The sequence below is a fragment of the Citrobacter gillenii genome (assembly GCF_013337685.1).
GTDB lineage: Bacteria > Pseudomonadota > Gammaproteobacteria > Enterobacterales > Enterobacteriaceae > Citrobacter > Citrobacter gillenii.
Map to the genome: position 1 here is coordinate 337,174 of NZ_SUQN01000004.1, position 15,477 is coordinate 352,650.

Below are 15,477 nucleotides of genomic sequence, written 5' to 3' on the forward strand. Positions count from 1 at the left end.
TTGCAATAACAATACCATGACATCAACTCACTGTCTGCTACATAAACTGCCTACGGGGTTGACACCCGCGTTATTCAACTGAAAATAGCGCTAATTGTATTATTTCTATCTCCTCATGATGAATGATATGACAGCCTGTTACAGGTAAAATACCTGAGGATCAGGATGTCAGATGATATTTTGCTAACACGGAGTAGCCAGGGAGAATCATGATCGCTAAATTGTTTATGAATAATGCCTTTAATCTGACGGTCATTCTCAGTTGCTGTGCAGCATTAGTGCTGATGAGCGTCTGGTTTCATCGTAGTGAAAAACACTGCAAAGGATTTATATTCCACGCGGCGCAGTTTTTCGTCTATGCCATTATTATCGGTACGTTTGGCAGCATCGCCAATAACGTTATCGACAGCTATAAACTGACATTTGTCTCGCCCAGCGTGGTCGATTTTCTTTGTACCTCGTTGATTGCATTGATTTTAACCACAAAGCTCTTTCTGGTGATTAACCAGTTTGAAAAAACGCAGATCAACAAAGGCCGGGACATTACCAGTGCGCGGATCCTGTCGCGTATTATTAAGATTACGATCGTCGTCGCCATCGTTTTACTGTATGGCGAGCATTTTGGTATGAGCCTGTCTGGCCTGTTAACCTTCGGCGGTATCGGTGGTATTGCTGTCGGTATGGCGGGGAAAGATATTCTGAGCAATTTCTTCTCAGGTATCATGCTGTATTTTGACAGACCGTTCAGCATCGGTGACTGGATCCGCTCCCCGGACAGAAACATCGAAGGTACGGTGACCGAAATTGGCTGGCGGATGACCAAAATAAACACCTTCGATCATCGTCCCCTGTATGTACCCAATTCGATTTTCTCATCAATTAGCGTAGAAAACCCGGGCAGGATGAGCAATCGACGGATAAAAACGGTGATCGGGTTGCGGTATGAGGATGCCGATAAAATAAGCACGATTGTCGATGCGATCAGACAAATGCTGCAAAATCACCCTGGAATTGACCAGAAGCAGACCCTACTGGTCTACTTTAATGAGTTTGCCGATTCGTCGCTGAATATTATGGTTTACTGCTTCACCAAGACAACCGTGTGGCAGGAGTGGCTTGCCGTACAGCAAGATGTTTATTTGAAAATTATCACCCTGGTCCAGGAAAACGGCGCTGACTTTGCTTTCCCCAGCCAGACGCTGTATATGGACAATCCTCAGCCTCAGGCTTCTGCTCATTAAAAGGCATAAGGCGCGGAACCCCGCGTCTTATTAGTCTATCAATCAGGGAAGTTGGTTGTATTCTTCGTCGGCCACGGGTTCCAGGCATTCGTTCGAGGCGCCTGGAGCCGGGATTTCCACCGCGATATGCGCAAACCAACTCGCGTTATGCAACAATCTCAATTAAATTGCCGTCGGGATCGTGAATGACCGCTTCGTAATAGCCATCTCCAGTGGTACGCGGACCGGAGACGAGGATCCCCTGCTGTTTGGCGCGCATTGATATTGAGTCGACGTTCTCTACCCCACCAACAGAGATCGCCAGATGTACCCACCCGGTGGTGTTATTGTCGGGCACTACCTGGCTCAGGCTGGGTTTAGTCATTAACTCAATCGCAATACTCTCGCCAATTTTGACAAAATAGGATTCAAACCCGGGATTAGTTTTACTGGCGTATTTTTCGTTAATCTCACCGCCAAAAAAGGTGACCCAGAAACGGGCCTGCCGCTCGAGATCCTGTGTCCACAGCGCCATATGTGCAATCTTCATCACCTGCCTCTCTCAAACACGCCCATTAAGGGACATTGACAATACCAGTCATAATGCACGATCATGATTATTATTGCTCGATGTTTATTTTACCAGGAGTTTTTATGCTCGATTATGCTGCATTCCCGGAACAACGTCAGTCGCTGATTTATCAAATCCTGCAGGAAAACGGTAGGGTTGTCTGTTCCGAGCTTGCCGGTCGACTCGGCGTGTCAGAACACACAATTCGTCGGGATTTGCATGAGCTAAGTAAAGAAGGTGTCTGCAAAAAAGTGTACGGTGGCGCCGTCATTTCTTTGCCGGAATCTGAAGATATGTCGGTGAGGAAAACGAAAAATACGGCGAAAAAGAGTAGCCTCGCGCAACGCTGTGCCCGACTGGTCAAATCCGGCAGCTGTATCTTTATTGATAGCGGAACCACCAATCTGGCGATGGCTGAAGCGTTACCCGCCGAGCTTGCTTTGACCGTCGTGACTAATTCTCCGGAAATTGCCACCGCTCTGCTCAAGAAACCGTTGTACGATGTCATAATCCTCGGTGGCCCGATACAGCGCTCATCCGGTGGAAGTGTAGGCACCACCGCGATAACCCAGGTGCAGGGCATTTTGTTTGACCAGGGATTTATTGGCGGCTGCGCAATGGCACCGGAATCCGGTTTAACCGGGTTTGACTATGCCGACTGTGAGTTCAAGAGAGCGGTGATTAAGCAGTGCAATGAAACCATTGTCGCGCTGACGGCAGATAAGATCCCCGCAGTGGCCCGATATGTGGTCGCTCAGAGCAGCGAAATCGATGTGATAGTGGTAGAGGAAAACATAAGCAAACAGTATGGCACCGCTTTTCAGGCGCACGACATCCGGATTTATACCGTGTAACGCTCTCTCAGTGACGTCAACGAGTCACAGAGGCAAATAGCACTGTGCTAAATTTCGCCCCTGCCGTTAACGCGGTGATGGCTGACAGGTAATCCAGACGAATGTTTTGCGGACTTTCCTGCCTTTCAACCACCAAATACTCCTCTTTACCTGCCGTTGTTCGTGTCGTCACGGCTCTGGCATCAAAGACTGTGCCGTCGGTGAGCGCAATACGCAGCATATAGCGGTATAAGCAGGCGATCTCCAGGTAATCATGAAGGTCACAATCAACAGGGTGATACTTTTCTGTGGAATACATAACGGCCCCTGAGCATTCGATCGGATGTTCGGGAAATTGCCCGCGCAACGCCCCGAACGCTTGTGTTATTTCAAGGCTTCGATAGGTGCGCCGAAGTTGATATGCAGCACATTGCCATCGATGACCAACGCCGGAACAGACTTCACGCCAGCCAACTCAGCCTCTGCCACCCGAGCAGGCTGTTCTCCCAGGTGAATGACATCAACCTCCACATCAGGGGACAGATGTTGTAGCAGCGTTTGTTCTGCGGATACGCACACCGGGCAACCAGCATGATAAAACCGGGCTTTGCTCATAATATCTCTCCCGTGAATTGTAGTATCGATTCGATACTATAATTTATACTACGATAGATTTAGACTTTGTCAATATAGTTTTTAGTCGATACTATATGCCGAGGAGGATTTTGTTATGCACGATATGTCACTTTTCGACGTTATGGACAGGCTTTCTAGCCTGATGCGGATGTGGTTTCGCCAGCATCCATTACTGTCGGATCTGCAACCAGTACAGCTCAGCGCGTTAATGTATCTGGCGCGCTGCAACCGCTATTCCAATACGCCGCTCGGCGTGACGGATTACCTCGGTCTCACCAAAGGTACGGTATCCCAGTCGCTTAAGCTTCTGGAAAACAAAGGGTTGATCGTGCGCAAGCAGGATGATCGCGATAAACGCAGCGTTCATCTGCAGTTAACTGAGTCAGCCAACACCTTACTGGATGCGCTGCTTCCCCCCACATTTTTAGTGGCAGGCGAATCGGCAATGGGTGAACGTGCGACGCAGCTAAAAGAACTGTTGTTCGAACTACTAAGAGAAATTCAGCGGACCCACAATGTGCCAGGCTTTGGTCTGTGCCATAGCTGTCGGTTTCACCAAAAAATAAAGGGTCAGGGATTTTGTAATCTGACGAAAGAGGTGTTGAGTGAAGATGATTCAATGCTGATTTGCCGGGAGCACCAGCCCCCGGAATAACAGGAAAAGGCTGGCACGAAAATTCCCCAGCCGATACCAGATTTAATGCTTCTCAATATACATGCTGCGGCTGTATGCCACATCTTCAGGGTTGGTAATCGGATACCCCTTCAGCCATGGCTTAATTAAACGACCATTGGTGTACTGATAAATCGGAGCAATTGGCGCCTGCTCCATCAGTATTTTTTCTGCCGCATTATAGTCCGCATTACGGGCTTTTTCGGTGCTTTCCATCGTGGCCTGGGTCAACACTTTATCGTACGCGGGATTATTAAACCGCGAAATATTGCCTGTGTGAGTCGAGGTTAATAACGACAGGAAGGTAGACGGCTCATTGTAATCCCCCACCCAGGAAGCGCGGATAACATCGAAATTACCGGTATTACGGCTGTCGATGTAGGTTTTCCACTCCTGGTTTTGCAACTTCACATCAACGCCCAAGTTTTTTTTCCACATTGACGCGACGGCGATGGCAATCTTCTGATGGTTTTCTGACGTATTATACAACAGCGTCAGATTTAGCGGTTTTTGTGGTCCATAGCCTGCCGCCCGCAGCAGCGTCTTCGCCTGCGCGTTCAGCTCTTCCTGACTCATTTGCTCAAACGGTGAAGGTTCAGGCGTAAATCCCGCCGTGACATCCGGGGTAAAATGCCAGGCCGGTTTTTCGCCGGTTCCGAGGACTTTTTCCGCCATCAGACGACGATCGATAGTCATGCTGAGCGCCAGACGCACGCGTGAATCAGCCGTCGGGCCTTTCTGGGTGTTAAACGCATAATAATAGGTGCCGAGCTGCGGCGGGGTATAAACCTGTCCCGGAATATCCTTCAGTAGTTTCTGATACATGTTTTTCGGGAAGGATTCCGTAATATCAATATCGCCAGCCAGATAACGTTTTGTTGCCGCAGATTCCTGGTTAATCGGCAGGAAGGTGACTTTTTGCAGCACGGTGTTAGCGTTATCCCAATAGTGCGTATTTGGTACCACCACCAATTTTTCGTTAACCACGCGGTCTTTTAATACATACGCGCCGTTACCGATTAAATGACCCGGTCTCGTCCACTCTTTACCGCTTTCAACATTGGCTTTCTGTACCGGATAAAACGCAAAGTTAGCCGTTAAATTTGCAAACCACGGCAGCGGTTTATCCAGCTGAATTCTTAAGGTGCGGGCATCTACCGCGCTAACGCCCAGCGTATCGGGAGTGGCTTTACCATCGATAATCGACTGCGCATTATTGATCCCGGCTAGCGCCGCAAACCAGGCAAACGGAGACAGTGTTTTCGGATCAACCAGACGCTGCCAGCTGTAAACAAAATCTTGTGCCGTTACCGGCGTACCATCGGCCCATTTAGCATTATCACGCAGCGTAAACGTCCAGACACGGTTATCGTTACTCTTCCACTGGGTGGCGACGCCAGGCACAATTTCGCCCTTTTCGTTTTGGTTAACCAGCCCTTCAAATAAATCACGAATGACCTGAATTTCTGGTAACCCCACAGCCTTGGCCGGATCGAGCGAGGCCGGTTCATCTTTGATATGACGCACCAGTTCTTGTTTCTCTGCCAGTACCGTACCGCTGGGTACATCCGCAGCCCAGGACAAGGAAATGCTGCTAACCAACAGCGCACAACAGGTTACTGGAACAGAATGCCGCATAAGATACCCTCAAATCTGGCCATTAAGTGAATGTGTAATTATTTGTATCGCCAGTAGGAAATGCAATTAACTTCGGACAAGAAAGTGATATTACACCTGAAAAGATAAGTGTGTGAAAACGATTTGATTATCCATACATTTTGCACAACACTGCGAATAACAATTTATGCATTCAGAGATGACTATGACCGTTACCCGTCCCCGTGCCGAGCGCGGCGCATTTCCGCCAGGAACCGAACATTACGGACGTTCACTCTTAGGTGCCCCGTTAATTTGGTTTCCCGCGCCGGCAGCCGATCGTGATAGTGGACTCATTCTGGCGGGTACCCACGGTGACGAAAACGCTTCAATTGTCACGCTATCCTGCGCCTTGCGTACGCTTACCCCTTCCCTGCGCCGTCACCACGTGGTACTGGCGGTAAACCCTGACGGGTGTCAACTCGGCCTGCGCGCCAATGCTAACGGGGTTGATCTCAATCGTAATTTCCCGGCAGCAAACTGGAAAGCAGGTGAAACTGTCTATCGCTGGAATAGCAGTGCAGAACAACGCGATGTCGTGCTGTTGACGGGGGATCATCCGGGTTCCGAACCGGAAACCCAGGCGCTGTGTCAGTTGATTCACCGCATTCATCCCGCCTGGGTGGTCTCATTTCACGACCCGCTGGCATGCATTGAGGATCCGAGGCACAGCGAACTGGGCGAGTGGCTGGCACGAGGGTTTGAACTCCCCCTCGTCACCAGCGTGGGTTATGAAACACCGGGGTCTTTCGGCAGTTGGTGTGCCGATCTGAACTTGCACTGCATTACCGCAGAGTTCCCGCCCATCTCTTCAGATGAAGCCAGCGAAAAATACCTGCTGGCGATGTCCAATTTGCTGCGCTGGCACCCTAAAGATGGAGTTGCCCGGTCGTAAAATGCAGGGCGGGCTGCACATCATTCGCAAGCCAGGTCGGGCCGTCGAGATCGGCAAAGCAGACCTGCGGCGTAAGCGGCAAAGCGGCATTGATCGCGCGCGATGTGCACAGCATGCATCCCAGCATCAATGCAAAACCCTGTTCTCGGGCTTCGGTCGCCAGCGCCAGTGCTTCCGTCAGGCCACCGGTTTTATCCAGCTTAATGTTCACCATCTCATAGCGTCCGTGTAGCGCTTTCAGGCTACTGCGGGTATGGCAGCTTTCATCCGCGCAGATGGGCAGCGGATGCACAAAATTCTCCAGCGCGGCATCATCCTGAGCAGGCAGTGGCTGTTCCAGCATGGCAACACCTAAGTCAGCCAGCAGCTGACAGCGTGCAGCCAGACCTTCAGCACGCCAGGACTCATTGGCATCAACAATCAACGTCGCATCAGGAACAGCCGAACGAATAGCGACCATACGTTCGCTGATTAAGCGCGCATCCAGTTTGACTTTCAGCAGCGTCGCCCCGTTCTCCCACAGTGCGGCAGCGCTTGCCGCCATCTGTTCCGGCGTGCCGATCACCACCGTCTGAGCCGTCGTTACCGTTGCATCGAGTTCGACACCGACCTGCTCGGTCAGGGTTTGCTGCTGTTGCCGGGCACTTAAATCCCAAAGCGCGCAGTCGACAGCATTACGTGCGGCACCGGCAGGCAGTAGCTTTTGTAAATCTTCGCGCGTCAGTCCGTTTTCCAGCTGTGGGGCGATACCCATAATTTGCGCCAGTACCGAGGCATCGCTCTCGCCATAGCGAGGATAAGGCGTACACTCGCCGATCCCCTTCACGCCGTTTTCTTCCAGTTCGACCACCACCACGTGCGCTTCGGTCCTGCTGCCACGGGCAATTACAAACGGGGTGTGTAACGGCCAAGCTTCCTCATATACCTTCACTGTTCTCATTTGTTTTCCTTATGCAGTCCCGGAAGTGGATATCCGCAAATAGCGTTTGCCGTGTTAACTGTTGATGGCATAAACTAACCTCGACGTTAACTATATGTAAACAGGAAGATAACCATGTCACAAACCGTTCATTTCCAGGGCAACCCGGTTGCCGTTGCCGGCTCCATTCCTCAGGCAGGTAGCAAAGCGCAGGCTTTTACCCTTGTGGCTAAAGACCTGTCTGACGTTACGCTGGGCCAGTTTGCCGGCAAGCGCAAAGTGCTGAATATTTTCCCAAGCATCGATACCGGCGTCTGTGCGGCATCGGTACGTAAGTTTAACCAACTGGCGACAGAAATCGACAATACTGTCGTACTGTGTATTTCAGCCGACCTGCCATTCGCCCATTCTCGCTTTTGTGGCGCGGAAGGTCTGAGCAACGTGATCACTCTGTCCACCCTGCGTAACGCGGAATTCCTGAAAAACTACGGCGTTGAAATCGCCGAAGGCCCACTGAAGGGCCTGGCCGCGCGTGCCGTGGTGGTTATCGACGAGAATGACAACGTCATTTTCAGCCAGCTGGTGAATGAAATCACCAACGAGCCAGACTATGCTGCCGCTCTGGACGTACTGAAAGCCTAAGTCGCCCTAAAGCAAAAAGCCTCCATTCGGAGGCTTTTTCATCTACGTATTACTCTTCGCTTTTTTTCTGCTGACTCAGACCGTATTCACGTAACTTATTGGCGATTGCCGTATGCGAAACACCAAGTCGTTTGGCCAGTTTGCGCGTACTGGGATAATTCATATACAGCTGCGTCAGGACAGAGCGCTCGAAGCGGCTGGTAATTTCATCCAGCGACCCTTCCATCACCTCTTCCCCCACAGCTACCGTCGCCGCATCATAATCCGGTAATAAGATATCCTGTGGCCGCAGTTCGTACCCTTCAAGCTGGGTTAATGCCCGGTAGATAGCATTTTTCAACTGGCGCACGTTACCCGGCCAACCGTAGCGGGTTAACACCGTACTGAGATCGGCGGACAGTTTCGGGCGCGGCACGCCCTGTTCGTCAGCAAAACGCGCCACAAACAGCTCGGTGAGCGGCATAATGTCTTGCGGGCAATCACGCAGCGGCGGCAGGTTGAGCGTCAGTACATTCAGACGATAATAGAGATCTTCACGGAACAAGCCTTTCTGTACCAGCTCCACCAGATTTTTTTGCGTGGCGCAAATCACACGGACATCAACGTGAACCTCATGATCTTCGCCGACGCGGCGGAAGGTCCCGTCATTAAGAAAACGCAGCAATTTGGTCTGCATGCTCGGCGACATTTCGCCAATTTCATCCAACAGTACTGAACCACCGTTAGCCTGCTCAAAGAAACCTTTTTTACCTTCCCCCGCATGACCAAACAGCTCGCTTTCTACCGCATCTTCAGGGATCGACGCACAATTCAGCGCCAGATAAGGTTTCGCCGCTCGCGGGCTTGCCAGATGGCAGGCATGGGCAAACAGATCTTTCCCCGTCCCGGTATTGCCGGTAATCAGCAGCGGCGCACTCAGCATGGCCAGTTTACGCGCCTGTTCTACCACGTGTTTCATTTTGGCGCTGACAGCAATAATCTGGCTAAAGGCGCTCAGGTCCTGGGTGGTCATGTTTTGCAACTGACGCCCCATGCGGATGGTGGAACGCAGCATCACCACCGCGCCGGTTAACATCTGTTCCTGATTTTCGCCCTGCAAATGGACAGGGGTTATTTCCATCAGGAAATTCTGTCCATTAATGACGACATGCTCGCTGTGGGAATCCTGCGGATTGCTCTCCAGCCAGCGCTGGAAGTTAAAGCCATTGATGAGTTGCGCCGCCGTGTGGTTGCGCATACGATCCTGAGTGTGGGCAAAAAGCTGGCAGCTCGCCGGGTTCGCCATCTCCACTTTGCTTTTCATGTCCAGTGAAAGGACCGGTTCAGGCAGCGCCTCAAGCAGCGCGCTCAGCGCCAGGTGTTCGCGTTCAGAAGGCATCCAGGGCACGGTGCGCACATCCGTAACACCGGCAATACGGCGGATTTCAGCCATCAGGCTGCTGAAGTTGGTGAACTCCAGTTCCGCAAAATTAAGGTAGATTCGCCCGATGGGGTCGATCTCGATACCGCGTAAGTCAATGCCTCGAAGCACCAGTAAATCGAGTAATTCGCGGGTCAGACCAAGTCGGTCTTCACAAAACACTTCCAGACGCATGGGAACCTTCACCTAAACAAGGGATCATGTGATAGATGATAAGCCAGTATTTCGTTAGCAGGAAGGACTCTGTCAACAAATATTGACAGCACGCTGGAAAATTAGGCGCCGGGGCGTAAAGTTATACGATCGGCGCCCATTTTTACTCAGCTTTCACGCGCAGGTTTATTCTTTTGTACGGTCTCTTTGACCTGAGTGATCAGCTGGCGACGGAAATCACCGAGACGCGGTTTATCATCGTCAATCCACGGCAGCGGACGACACAGTTCCATCGCTTTAATCCCCAGACGCGCCGTTAACAACCCGGCGCCAATGCCCTGGGCAGCACGCGTGGATAAACGTGCAGCCAGATCCTGCGACATCCAGTCCATACCGACTTCGCGAACCAGTTCACTGGCCCCGGCAAAGGCAATATTCAGCAGCACCAGGCGGAACAGGCGCAAGCGGCTGTAATAGCCCAGTTCGATGCCGTATAGCGTCGCAATACGGTTAATCAATCGCAGATTTCGCCAGGCGATAAATGCCATGTCCACCAGCGCCAGCGGGCTGACCGCGATCATCAACGTAGATTCTGCCGCTGAGCGGCTGATTTCACGTCGCGCCTGCGCATCCAGCACAGGCTGCACCAGATGAGCATACAGACTCACCACTTCACGATCGTTTTGCGTTTCGTGTATAGAGGCATACCAGCGCTGTAGCGCCGGATGAGACTGGTCGATACCCGCCTGCTGTGCCAGCTTTTCACAAAACGCGCGCCCTTTGCCGGCGCCATGGCTATGCAACAAATCCCGCGCTTCATCACGCTCGTGCGCGCGCTGGCGTAAACGCCACAGCCGACGCCACTCCGTTGCCACCGAACCGACACCGGCGCCAACGATCAGCGCCCCGGCGACACACCCGCCCAGCGCAACCCAGTCCTGCGTTTGCCAGGCATTCATCGTCCACTGCACACCCTGTGCGACCACGCTGACGCCAAACAATGCCAGTCCGCTCATCACCATTTTGCGCCACAGGCTACGCTTAGGACGTAAAGCAGCATCAATGACCGCTTCAGCTTGTCCTTCATCTGCCAGCGTCTCGTCAAGTTGAGCCGGAGAAAAAGTCTGCGCTTGCGTATCGTCGAACATCTGCTGCGCTTTAAAGGCCGGACGTTGATCAACGTCCAGCGGTCCTGAGAAATCGATACGCGGTTTTAACGGCTCGCTCATCGCAATTTATCTCCTATTAAAAACTCCAGCGCGGCATCAAGACGAATGTGCGGTAAGGGCTTATCCACATCCATGACCTGCGGACGAAACGCTTCAAACTGAAAGCCCTGACTGTCCCAAAACGCCTGACCCGGTAAGCGTGCTGGCACCTCTCCCGGATAGACGGTTAGCGGCGCGCCGTCGCTCAGGCGGTTCCCCCGCAGTGCCGGGATCTTCTCGCCTTTCACATCGATCAATCCGCTGGTAGTGGCCTGTACCGACGCCAGCCCCAGACAATCCATGCTGATGCCTTCAAAGGCGGCATTTTGCCAGGCGTCCTGGATCAGTTGCTGCAGTAGCGACACCATGTTGGCATGCTGATCGACCGTCACGTGGTCGGCTTTGGTAGCGGCAAACAGTAACTTGTCGATCACCGGTGAGAACAACCGCCGGAACAATGTACGCTGACCATAATGGAAGCTTTGCATCAACTGCGTGAGCGCCAGACGCATATCGTTAAACGCCTGTGGTCCGCTATTGAGCGGTTGCAGGCAGTCAACCAGCACAATCTGACGGTCAAAGCGCAGGAAGTGATTCTTGTAAAACCCTTTCACCACTTTCTCGCAGTAGTAATTGAACCGATCGCGCAGCATGCCAGCGTTGGTGTGTTTATCAGCCTGCGCCAGTTTCGATTCGCCATACGCGTCAACGTCCGGCCACGGGAAAAACTGCAGCGCGGGTGCGCCCGCCATATCGCCCGGCAGAACAAAGCGCCCCGGCTGAATAAAATGCAGGCCCTGCTGCTTACACTGATGCAAATAATCCGTCCAGGCGGCGGCAATCTCCGCCAGACGATTTTCATCGGCGGGCGCTAAGGGATCTAACCCCTGACTTAACTGCCGCCATTTTGCCGACCATTCTGCCCGCTGGCCCTGCAATAATCCGGTCATTTGCCGCGACCAGCTCAGGTAATCCTGTGCCAGCATCGGCAAATCAAGCAGCCATTCGCCCGGATAATCGACGATCTCCAGATATAACGTGGAGGTGTCTTTAAAGTGGCGCAGCAATGAGTCATTGGACTTATAACGCAGCGCCAGACGAATCTCACTCACGCCGCGCGTCGGTGTCGGCCAGGTCGGCGGAGCACCGTACAGCTGGGCCAGCCCTTCATCATAGGTAAAGCGCGGAATGCCAAAGTCGCGTTGTGGAACCCGTTTAACGCCGAGCAGACGCTCTTCGCGCACCGCGCTGAGCAGCGGCAGACGAGCGCCGGCATGAATATTGAGTAATTGGTTCACCATCGCGGTGATAAACGCGGTCTTACCACTGCGGCTAAGCCCGGTGACAGCCAGACGCAGATGCCTGTCCACGCCGCGATTCACCAGCGAATTGAGTTCATTTTTGAGTCGCTTCATCGCCATCCCGTTATGCTGAAGGAGCCGTAGAAAATATAACAAACTGGAAGTAAAGATAGGGGGGTAATTCTTATTTATCAACTACCTGAGGTCTAGCAGGCGACAAAAAATAATGTCGCCCGAAATAGATGTACATTGCGCGATTATTTGTTTTCTACTTTCGGAAGATCAATGCTTTTGATCCCCCCTTCATTTGTTACCTGCGTGTATCCCATCTCGGTAAGCATATCTTTCGCCTGTCCCGATTGCCGCCCGGAGTTGCAGTACAGTTTCACGGTGTCGGTCTTATCCGGAACCTCGGACGCGATGTGCGCTTTGAGATCTTTTAAGGGAATGTTGACGGCTCCCTGAACATGCTCCTGCTGGTATTGCTCAGGTACGCGGACATCAATCCAATGTTCCGCGGCAAAAACCGGCATACCGATGAGCAACGCTAGCGCGAATACCCCTTTTCTCAACATAGTATCGTCCTGTTAAATGACCTAATTTCATCTAACACTATATAACTGATCTTAAGAAAATATTGCGAGCGCACTATCACTGACCATAACGGCGGGATATTTTTTTGGCGACCTTGTTCAATAAAGGTTCAAGCATCAAAACCAGCAACATTTTTAGCGGGCGACGGGCGACGGATTTTACCGCCCACCCGGCGACGCCCGCCGGGCCGTAGCGAAGTGCCGTAAACAGAACCAGCTTACCTGCTAATTTAACGCCAGGCTTTACCCTCTGCCCGGCACGTTGCCAGCGATTGTTCATCTCATTCCTCACAGTTGACGGAAGCGGCTACGCAATGTGAAGGTATCTGACGTCACATAACGCTCCATATCCCGCAAACGATTTTCACTGGCCGCCAGTTCGCGGTCGACGGCATCCAACAGTTCCCCGCTGGACGGTTGCTGTTCACCGGTTGCGACATTGTCCGGCATTGGGTCCAGCACAAAAGTCAGTACGATATAGGCCACCAGGGTGAAAAAAGCCAGGCCGAAGAAAATCGACAGTACTACCAGAATCCGTACCAGCTTCACCGGCACGTCGAGATACTGCGCGATACCTGCGCAGACCCCCTTCACCATGCCCTGCTGCGGAATACGCCACAACTTTTTGTTCAGGTTAACGCCTCCCATTAGCGGTCCCTCCAGTTAGGATGTTCAGCATCCAGAATGTCTTCCAGCGTCTGAATACGCTCACGCATGCGCTGCGCTTCAGCGTTCAGCTCCACTAAACGCTGCTGTTCGTTCTGCGACAATTCGCCACGACTGGAACGGTTGCTGTAATGCAGCCATAACCAAATCGGTAAAACAAACAGCACAAAGATGGTTAACGGGATGGCCAGAAATAGCGCGCTCATGAGTACTCCTTACAGGTGATGAGCGGCGGCGCGTTCGGGCGCCGCCAGATATTATTATTGCTTGTCTTGCTGCATTTTGGCTTTCAGTTGCGCCAACTGCTCGCTAATTTCATCATCCGCTTTCAGGTCGGCGAATTGCTGATCCAGCGATTTTTGCTTACCAAAGTTATGGCTTTCAGCTTCAGCTTCCATATGGTCGATACGACGCTCAAAAGACTCAAAGCGCGCCATGGCTTCATCGAGCTTACCGCTGTCCAGTTGACGACGAACATCACGTGAAGAACTGGCGGCCTGATGACGCAGGGTCAATGCCTGCTGACGAGCACGGGTTTCACTGAGTTTATTTTCCAGCTCGCCAATCTCTTTTTTCATGCGTGACAGCGTGTCATCAACCAGCGTCACTTCATGTTCCAGCGAGGCGATCAGATCGGTAAGCTTCTGCTTTTCAATTAAGGCAGAGCGCGCCAAATCTTCTTTCTCTTTACGCAGCGCCAGTTCTGCTTTTTCCTGCCACTCAACCTGTTGCGCTGTGGCCTGTTCAATACGGCGGGATAGCTGTTTCTTTTCCGCCAGCGCACGTGCCGAGTTCGAACGCACCTCAACCAACGTGTCTTCCATTTCCTGAATCATTAACCGCACCAGCTTCTGCGGATCTTCAGCCTTTTCCAGCAACGCATTGATGTTGGCGTTCACGATGTCGGCAAAACGAGAAAAAATACCCATAATGTAATCCTCACTGATAGTTCTGATATCGGGCGATGCCCTGCTGCTGGATTAATGCAGATTGCGTGCCAACTTTATAACCACTTGATTATAAAAATAATAGTTAATTTTACCTGATAGCGAAATTAGGGTACATTGGTGAATAACACTAACAAATAGTGAATTTCATCATGACCGGATACAAAGACAACCTTCTCGGCGAAGCCAACAGTTTCATCGAGGTGCTTGAGCAAGTTTCTCAGTTGGCACCGCTGGATAAACCGGTACTGGTGATCGGTGAGCGCGGCACGGGCAAAGAGCTGATCGCTAACCGCCTGCATTACCTCTCTTCGCGCTGGCAAGGGCCGTTTATTTCGCTGAACTGTGCGGCGCTCAATGAAAACTTACTCGATTCAGAACTGTTCGGTCACGAAGCCGGCGCCTTTACCGGCGCACAAAAACGTCATCCTGGACGCTTTGAACGCGCTGATGGCGGGACGCTGTTTCTTGATGAACTGGCCACCGCCCCGATGCTGGTACAGGAAAAACTGCTACGGGTGATTGAATACGGGGAACTCGAACGTGTTGGCGGCAGCCAACCGCTGCAGGTTAACGTGCGCCTGGTCTGCGCCACCAACGCCGATTTACCGCGGATGGTTAATGAAGGGACGTTTCGCGCGGACCTGCTCGACAGGCTGGCCTTCGATGTGGTGCAACTTCCCCCGTTGCGGGAGCGTCAAAGCGACATCATGCTAATGGCCGAGCACTTTGCCATCCAAATGTGCCGGGAAATTGGCTTACCACTGTTTCCAGGCTTTAGCGCACAGGCCAGGGATACTCTGCTGCACTACCGTTGGCCGGGCAATATTCGTGAGCTGAAAAACGTCGTCGAGCGCTCTGTTTACCGCCACGGCACCAGCGAATTTCCACTGGATGAAGTCGTGATTGACCCTTTCAAACGCCACACCGTACAACCTTCGGAGCAGGAAACTCACTCCGCGCCGGTGACACTGCCGCTGGATCTACGTGAATTCCAGCAGCAACAAGAAAAAGCATTTCTGCAAACCAGCTTGCAGCAGGCAAAGTTTAATCAGAAAAAGGCGGCAGAATTACTCGGGCTGACCTACCACCAGCTGCGGGCATTGCTCAAAAAACATCAGATTTAGCGGTTCCTTGACCTGAA

19 protein-coding genes and 1 pseudogene are annotated in these 15,477 nt (G+C 52.1%); 6 read left to right on the forward strand and 14 right to left on the reverse strand.

Annotated elements, in window-relative coordinates; all coding sequences use genetic code 11:
* Positions 1-209 precede the first annotated feature (209 nt).
* Positions 210-1,241, forward strand: coding sequence for a mechanosensitive ion channel family protein (locus FCH32_RS11365; RefSeq protein WP_115258348.1), 1,032 nt, complete (start codon positions 210-212; stop codon positions 1,239-1,241).
* 42 nt (positions 1,242-1,283) lie between these two features.
* On the opposite strand, the pseudogene FCH32_RS23455 reads toward FCH32_RS11365, so the two are convergent.
* Both FCH32_RS23455 and FCH32_RS11370 read right to left on the reverse strand, forming a co-directional pair.
* Positions 1,284-1,382 (reverse strand): annotated as a pseudogene (locus FCH32_RS23455) (cupin domain-containing protein); the annotation flags it as partial.
* A gap of 4 nt (positions 1,383-1,386) precedes the next feature.
* The gene (locus tag FCH32_RS11370) at positions 1,387-1,770 is read right to left on the reverse strand and encodes a VOC family protein (RefSeq protein WP_115258347.1); all 384 of its coding nucleotides are present in this window, start codon (positions 1,768-1,770) and stop codon (positions 1,387-1,389) included.
* 104 nt (positions 1,771-1,874) lie between these two features.
* Here FCH32_RS11370 and FCH32_RS11375 point away from each other — a divergent pair, with 104 nt between their 5' ends.
* Positions 1,875-2,645 (forward strand): DeoR/GlpR family DNA-binding transcription regulator, encoded by a 771-nt coding sequence (locus FCH32_RS11375; RefSeq protein WP_135911930.1) that lies wholly within the window; start codon positions 1,875-1,877, stop codon positions 2,643-2,645.
* A gap of 16 nt (positions 2,646-2,661) precedes the next feature.
* Here the strand turns inward: FCH32_RS11375 and FCH32_RS11380 are convergent, their stop codons facing one another.
* Together FCH32_RS11380 and FCH32_RS11385 are read right to left on the reverse strand one after the other, a co-directional pair.
* The gene (locus tag FCH32_RS11380) at positions 2,662-2,943 is read right to left on the reverse strand and encodes a Rho-binding antiterminator (RefSeq protein WP_117342875.1); all 282 of its coding nucleotides are present in this window, start codon (positions 2,941-2,943) and stop codon (positions 2,662-2,664) included.
* A 65-nt stretch (positions 2,944-3,008) separates the two neighbouring features.
* Positions 3,009-3,239, reverse strand: a complete 231-nt coding sequence (locus FCH32_RS11385; protein ID WP_096756901.1) for a glutaredoxin family protein — start codon at positions 3,237-3,239, stop codon at positions 3,009-3,011.
* Between the two features lie 115 nt (positions 3,240-3,354).
* Here FCH32_RS11385 and FCH32_RS11390 point away from each other — a divergent pair, with 115 nt between their 5' ends.
* A complete protein-coding gene (locus tag FCH32_RS11390) occupies positions 3,355-3,915 on the forward strand; it encodes a MarR family winged helix-turn-helix transcriptional regulator (RefSeq protein WP_153880432.1) in 561 nt (186 codons plus the stop codon).
* Between the two features lie 42 nt (positions 3,916-3,957).
* On the opposite strand, the gene mppA is transcribed toward FCH32_RS11390, so the two are convergent.
* Positions 3,958-5,571 (reverse strand): murein tripeptide ABC transporter substrate-binding protein MppA, encoded by a 1,614-nt coding sequence (gene mppA / locus FCH32_RS11395; RefSeq protein ID WP_115258343.1) that lies wholly within the window; start codon positions 5,569-5,571, stop codon positions 3,958-3,960.
* Between the two features lie 184 nt (positions 5,572-5,755).
* Between mppA and mpaA the strand changes: the two genes are divergently transcribed.
* On the forward strand, positions 5,756-6,484 hold the full coding sequence (gene mpaA / locus FCH32_RS11400; protein WP_115258342.1) for a murein tripeptide amidase MpaA: 729 nt from the start codon (positions 5,756-5,758) through the stop codon (positions 6,482-6,484).
* On the opposite strand, the gene ycjG is transcribed toward mpaA, so the two are convergent.
* Positions 6,459-7,424: an L-Ala-D/L-Glu epimerase gene (ycjG, locus tag FCH32_RS11405; RefSeq protein ID WP_115258341.1), complete on the reverse strand. Its 966-nt coding sequence runs from the start codon at positions 7,422-7,424 to the stop codon at positions 6,459-6,461. The genes mpaA and ycjG overlap by 26 nt on opposite strands.
* A gap of 114 nt (positions 7,425-7,538) precedes the next feature.
* On the opposite strand from ycjG, the gene tpx reads away from it, so the two are divergent.
* On the forward strand, positions 7,539-8,045 hold the full coding sequence (gene tpx, locus FCH32_RS11410) for a thiol peroxidase (protein WP_096756896.1): 507 nt from the start codon (positions 7,539-7,541) through the stop codon (positions 8,043-8,045).
* A 49-nt stretch (positions 8,046-8,094) separates the two neighbouring features.
* Here tpx and tyrR read toward each other — a convergent pair whose 3' ends face one another.
* The 8 genes from tyrR to pspA form a co-directional block, all read right to left on the reverse strand.
* Positions 8,095-9,639, reverse strand: a complete 1,545-nt coding sequence (gene tyrR, locus FCH32_RS11415) for a transcriptional regulator TyrR (RefSeq protein ID WP_115258340.1) — start codon at positions 9,637-9,639, stop codon at positions 8,095-8,097.
* A gap of 146 nt (positions 9,640-9,785) precedes the next feature.
* Positions 9,786-10,847, reverse strand: coding sequence for a YcjF family protein (locus FCH32_RS11420; RefSeq protein ID WP_174360911.1), 1,062 nt, complete (start codon positions 10,845-10,847; stop codon positions 9,786-9,788).
* Positions 10,844-12,241, reverse strand: coding sequence for a YcjX family GTP-binding protein (locus FCH32_RS11425; RefSeq protein WP_135911928.1), 1,398 nt, complete (start codon positions 12,239-12,241; stop codon positions 10,844-10,846). The genes FCH32_RS11420 and FCH32_RS11425 overlap by 4 nt, the downstream gene beginning before the upstream one ends.
* Positions 12,242-12,384: 143 nt before the next feature.
* Positions 12,385-12,702, reverse strand: coding sequence for a thiosulfate sulfurtransferase PspE (gene pspE, locus FCH32_RS11430; protein ID WP_115258338.1), 318 nt, complete (start codon positions 12,700-12,702; stop codon positions 12,385-12,387).
* 76 nt (positions 12,703-12,778) lie between these two features.
* The gene (gene pspD, locus FCH32_RS11435; RefSeq protein ID WP_096756892.1) at positions 12,779-13,000 is read right to left on the reverse strand and encodes a phage shock protein PspD; all 222 of its coding nucleotides are present in this window, start codon (positions 12,998-13,000) and stop codon (positions 12,779-12,781) included.
* Positions 13,001-13,008: 8 nt separating this feature from the next.
* Positions 13,009-13,368 carry an envelope stress response membrane protein PspC gene (gene pspC / locus FCH32_RS11440; RefSeq protein WP_096756891.1) on the reverse strand — a complete coding sequence of 120 codons (360 nt, stop codon included), beginning with the start codon at positions 13,366-13,368 and terminating at the stop codon, positions 13,009-13,011.
* Entirely contained in the window at positions 13,368-13,592 is a 225-nt protein-coding gene (pspB, locus tag FCH32_RS11445; protein WP_115258337.1) for an envelope stress response membrane protein PspB, read from the reverse strand. The genes pspC and pspB overlap by 1 nt, the downstream gene beginning before the upstream one ends.
* A 54-nt stretch (positions 13,593-13,646) precedes the next feature.
* Entirely contained in the window at positions 13,647-14,315 is a 669-nt protein-coding gene (pspA, locus tag FCH32_RS11450) for a phage shock protein PspA (RefSeq protein ID WP_096756889.1), read from the reverse strand.
* A gap of 155 nt (positions 14,316-14,470) precedes the next feature.
* Between pspA and pspF the strand changes: the two genes are divergently transcribed.
* Positions 14,471-15,460, forward strand: a complete 990-nt coding sequence (gene pspF / locus FCH32_RS11455) for a phage shock protein operon transcriptional activator (protein ID WP_170973006.1) — start codon at positions 14,471-14,473, stop codon at positions 15,458-15,460.
* Positions 15,461-15,477 lie beyond the last annotated feature (17 nt).

Bases quoted from the DNA above. Each gene is read 5' to 3' on its own strand.
- FCH32_RS11365 (WP_115258348.1), top strand. From the start codon at position 210: ATGATCGCTAAATTGTTTATGAATAATGCCTTTAATCTGACGGTCATT.
- FCH32_RS11370 (WP_115258347.1), bottom strand. From the start codon at position 1,770: ATGAAGATTGCACATATGGCGCTGTGGACACAGGATCTCGAGCGGCAG.
- FCH32_RS11375 (WP_135911930.1), top strand. From the start codon at position 1,875: ATGCTCGATTATGCTGCATTCCCGGAACAACGTCAGTCGCTGATTTAT.
- FCH32_RS11380 (WP_117342875.1), bottom strand. From the start codon at position 2,943: ATGTATTCCACAGAAAAGTATCACCCTGTTGATTGTGACCTTCATGAT.
- FCH32_RS11385 (WP_096756901.1), bottom strand. From the start codon at position 3,239: ATGAGCAAAGCCCGGTTTTATCATGCTGGTTGCCCGGTGTGCGTATCC.
- FCH32_RS11390 (WP_153880432.1), top strand. From the start codon at position 3,355: ATGCACGATATGTCACTTTTCGACGTTATGGACAGGCTTTCTAGCCTG.
- mppA (WP_115258343.1), bottom strand. From the start codon at position 5,571: ATGCGGCATTCTGTTCCAGTAACCTGTTGTGCGCTGTTGGTTAGCAGC.
- mpaA (WP_115258342.1), top strand. From the start codon at position 5,756: ATGACCGTTACCCGTCCCCGTGCCGAGCGCGGCGCATTTCCGCCAGGA.
- ycjG (WP_115258341.1), bottom strand. From the start codon at position 7,424: ATGAGAACAGTGAAGGTATATGAGGAAGCTTGGCCGTTACACACCCCG.
- tpx (WP_096756896.1), top strand. From the start codon at position 7,539: ATGTCACAAACCGTTCATTTCCAGGGCAACCCGGTTGCCGTTGCCGGC.
- tyrR (WP_115258340.1), bottom strand. From the start codon at position 9,639: ATGCGTCTGGAAGTGTTTTGTGAAGACCGACTTGGTCTGACCCGCGAA.
- FCH32_RS11420 (WP_174360911.1), bottom strand. From the start codon at position 10,847: ATGAGCGAGCCGTTAAAACCGCGTATCGATTTCTCAGGACCGCTGGAC.
- FCH32_RS11425 (WP_135911928.1), bottom strand. From the start codon at position 12,241: ATGAAGCGACTCAAAAATGAACTCAATTCGCTGGTGAATCGCGGCGTG.
- pspE (WP_115258338.1), bottom strand. From the start codon at position 12,702: ATGTTGAGAAAAGGGGTATTCGCGCTAGCGTTGCTCATCGGTATGCCG.
- pspD (WP_096756892.1), bottom strand. From the start codon at position 13,000: ATGAACAATCGCTGGCAACGTGCCGGGCAGAGGGTAAAGCCTGGCGTT.
- pspC (WP_096756891.1), bottom strand. From the start codon at position 13,368: ATGGGAGGCGTTAACCTGAACAAAAAGTTGTGGCGTATTCCGCAGCAG.
- pspB (WP_115258337.1), bottom strand. From the start codon at position 13,592: ATGAGCGCGCTATTTCTGGCCATCCCGTTAACCATCTTTGTGCTGTTT.
- pspA (WP_096756889.1), bottom strand. From the start codon at position 14,315: ATGGGTATTTTTTCTCGTTTTGCCGACATCGTGAACGCCAACATCAAT.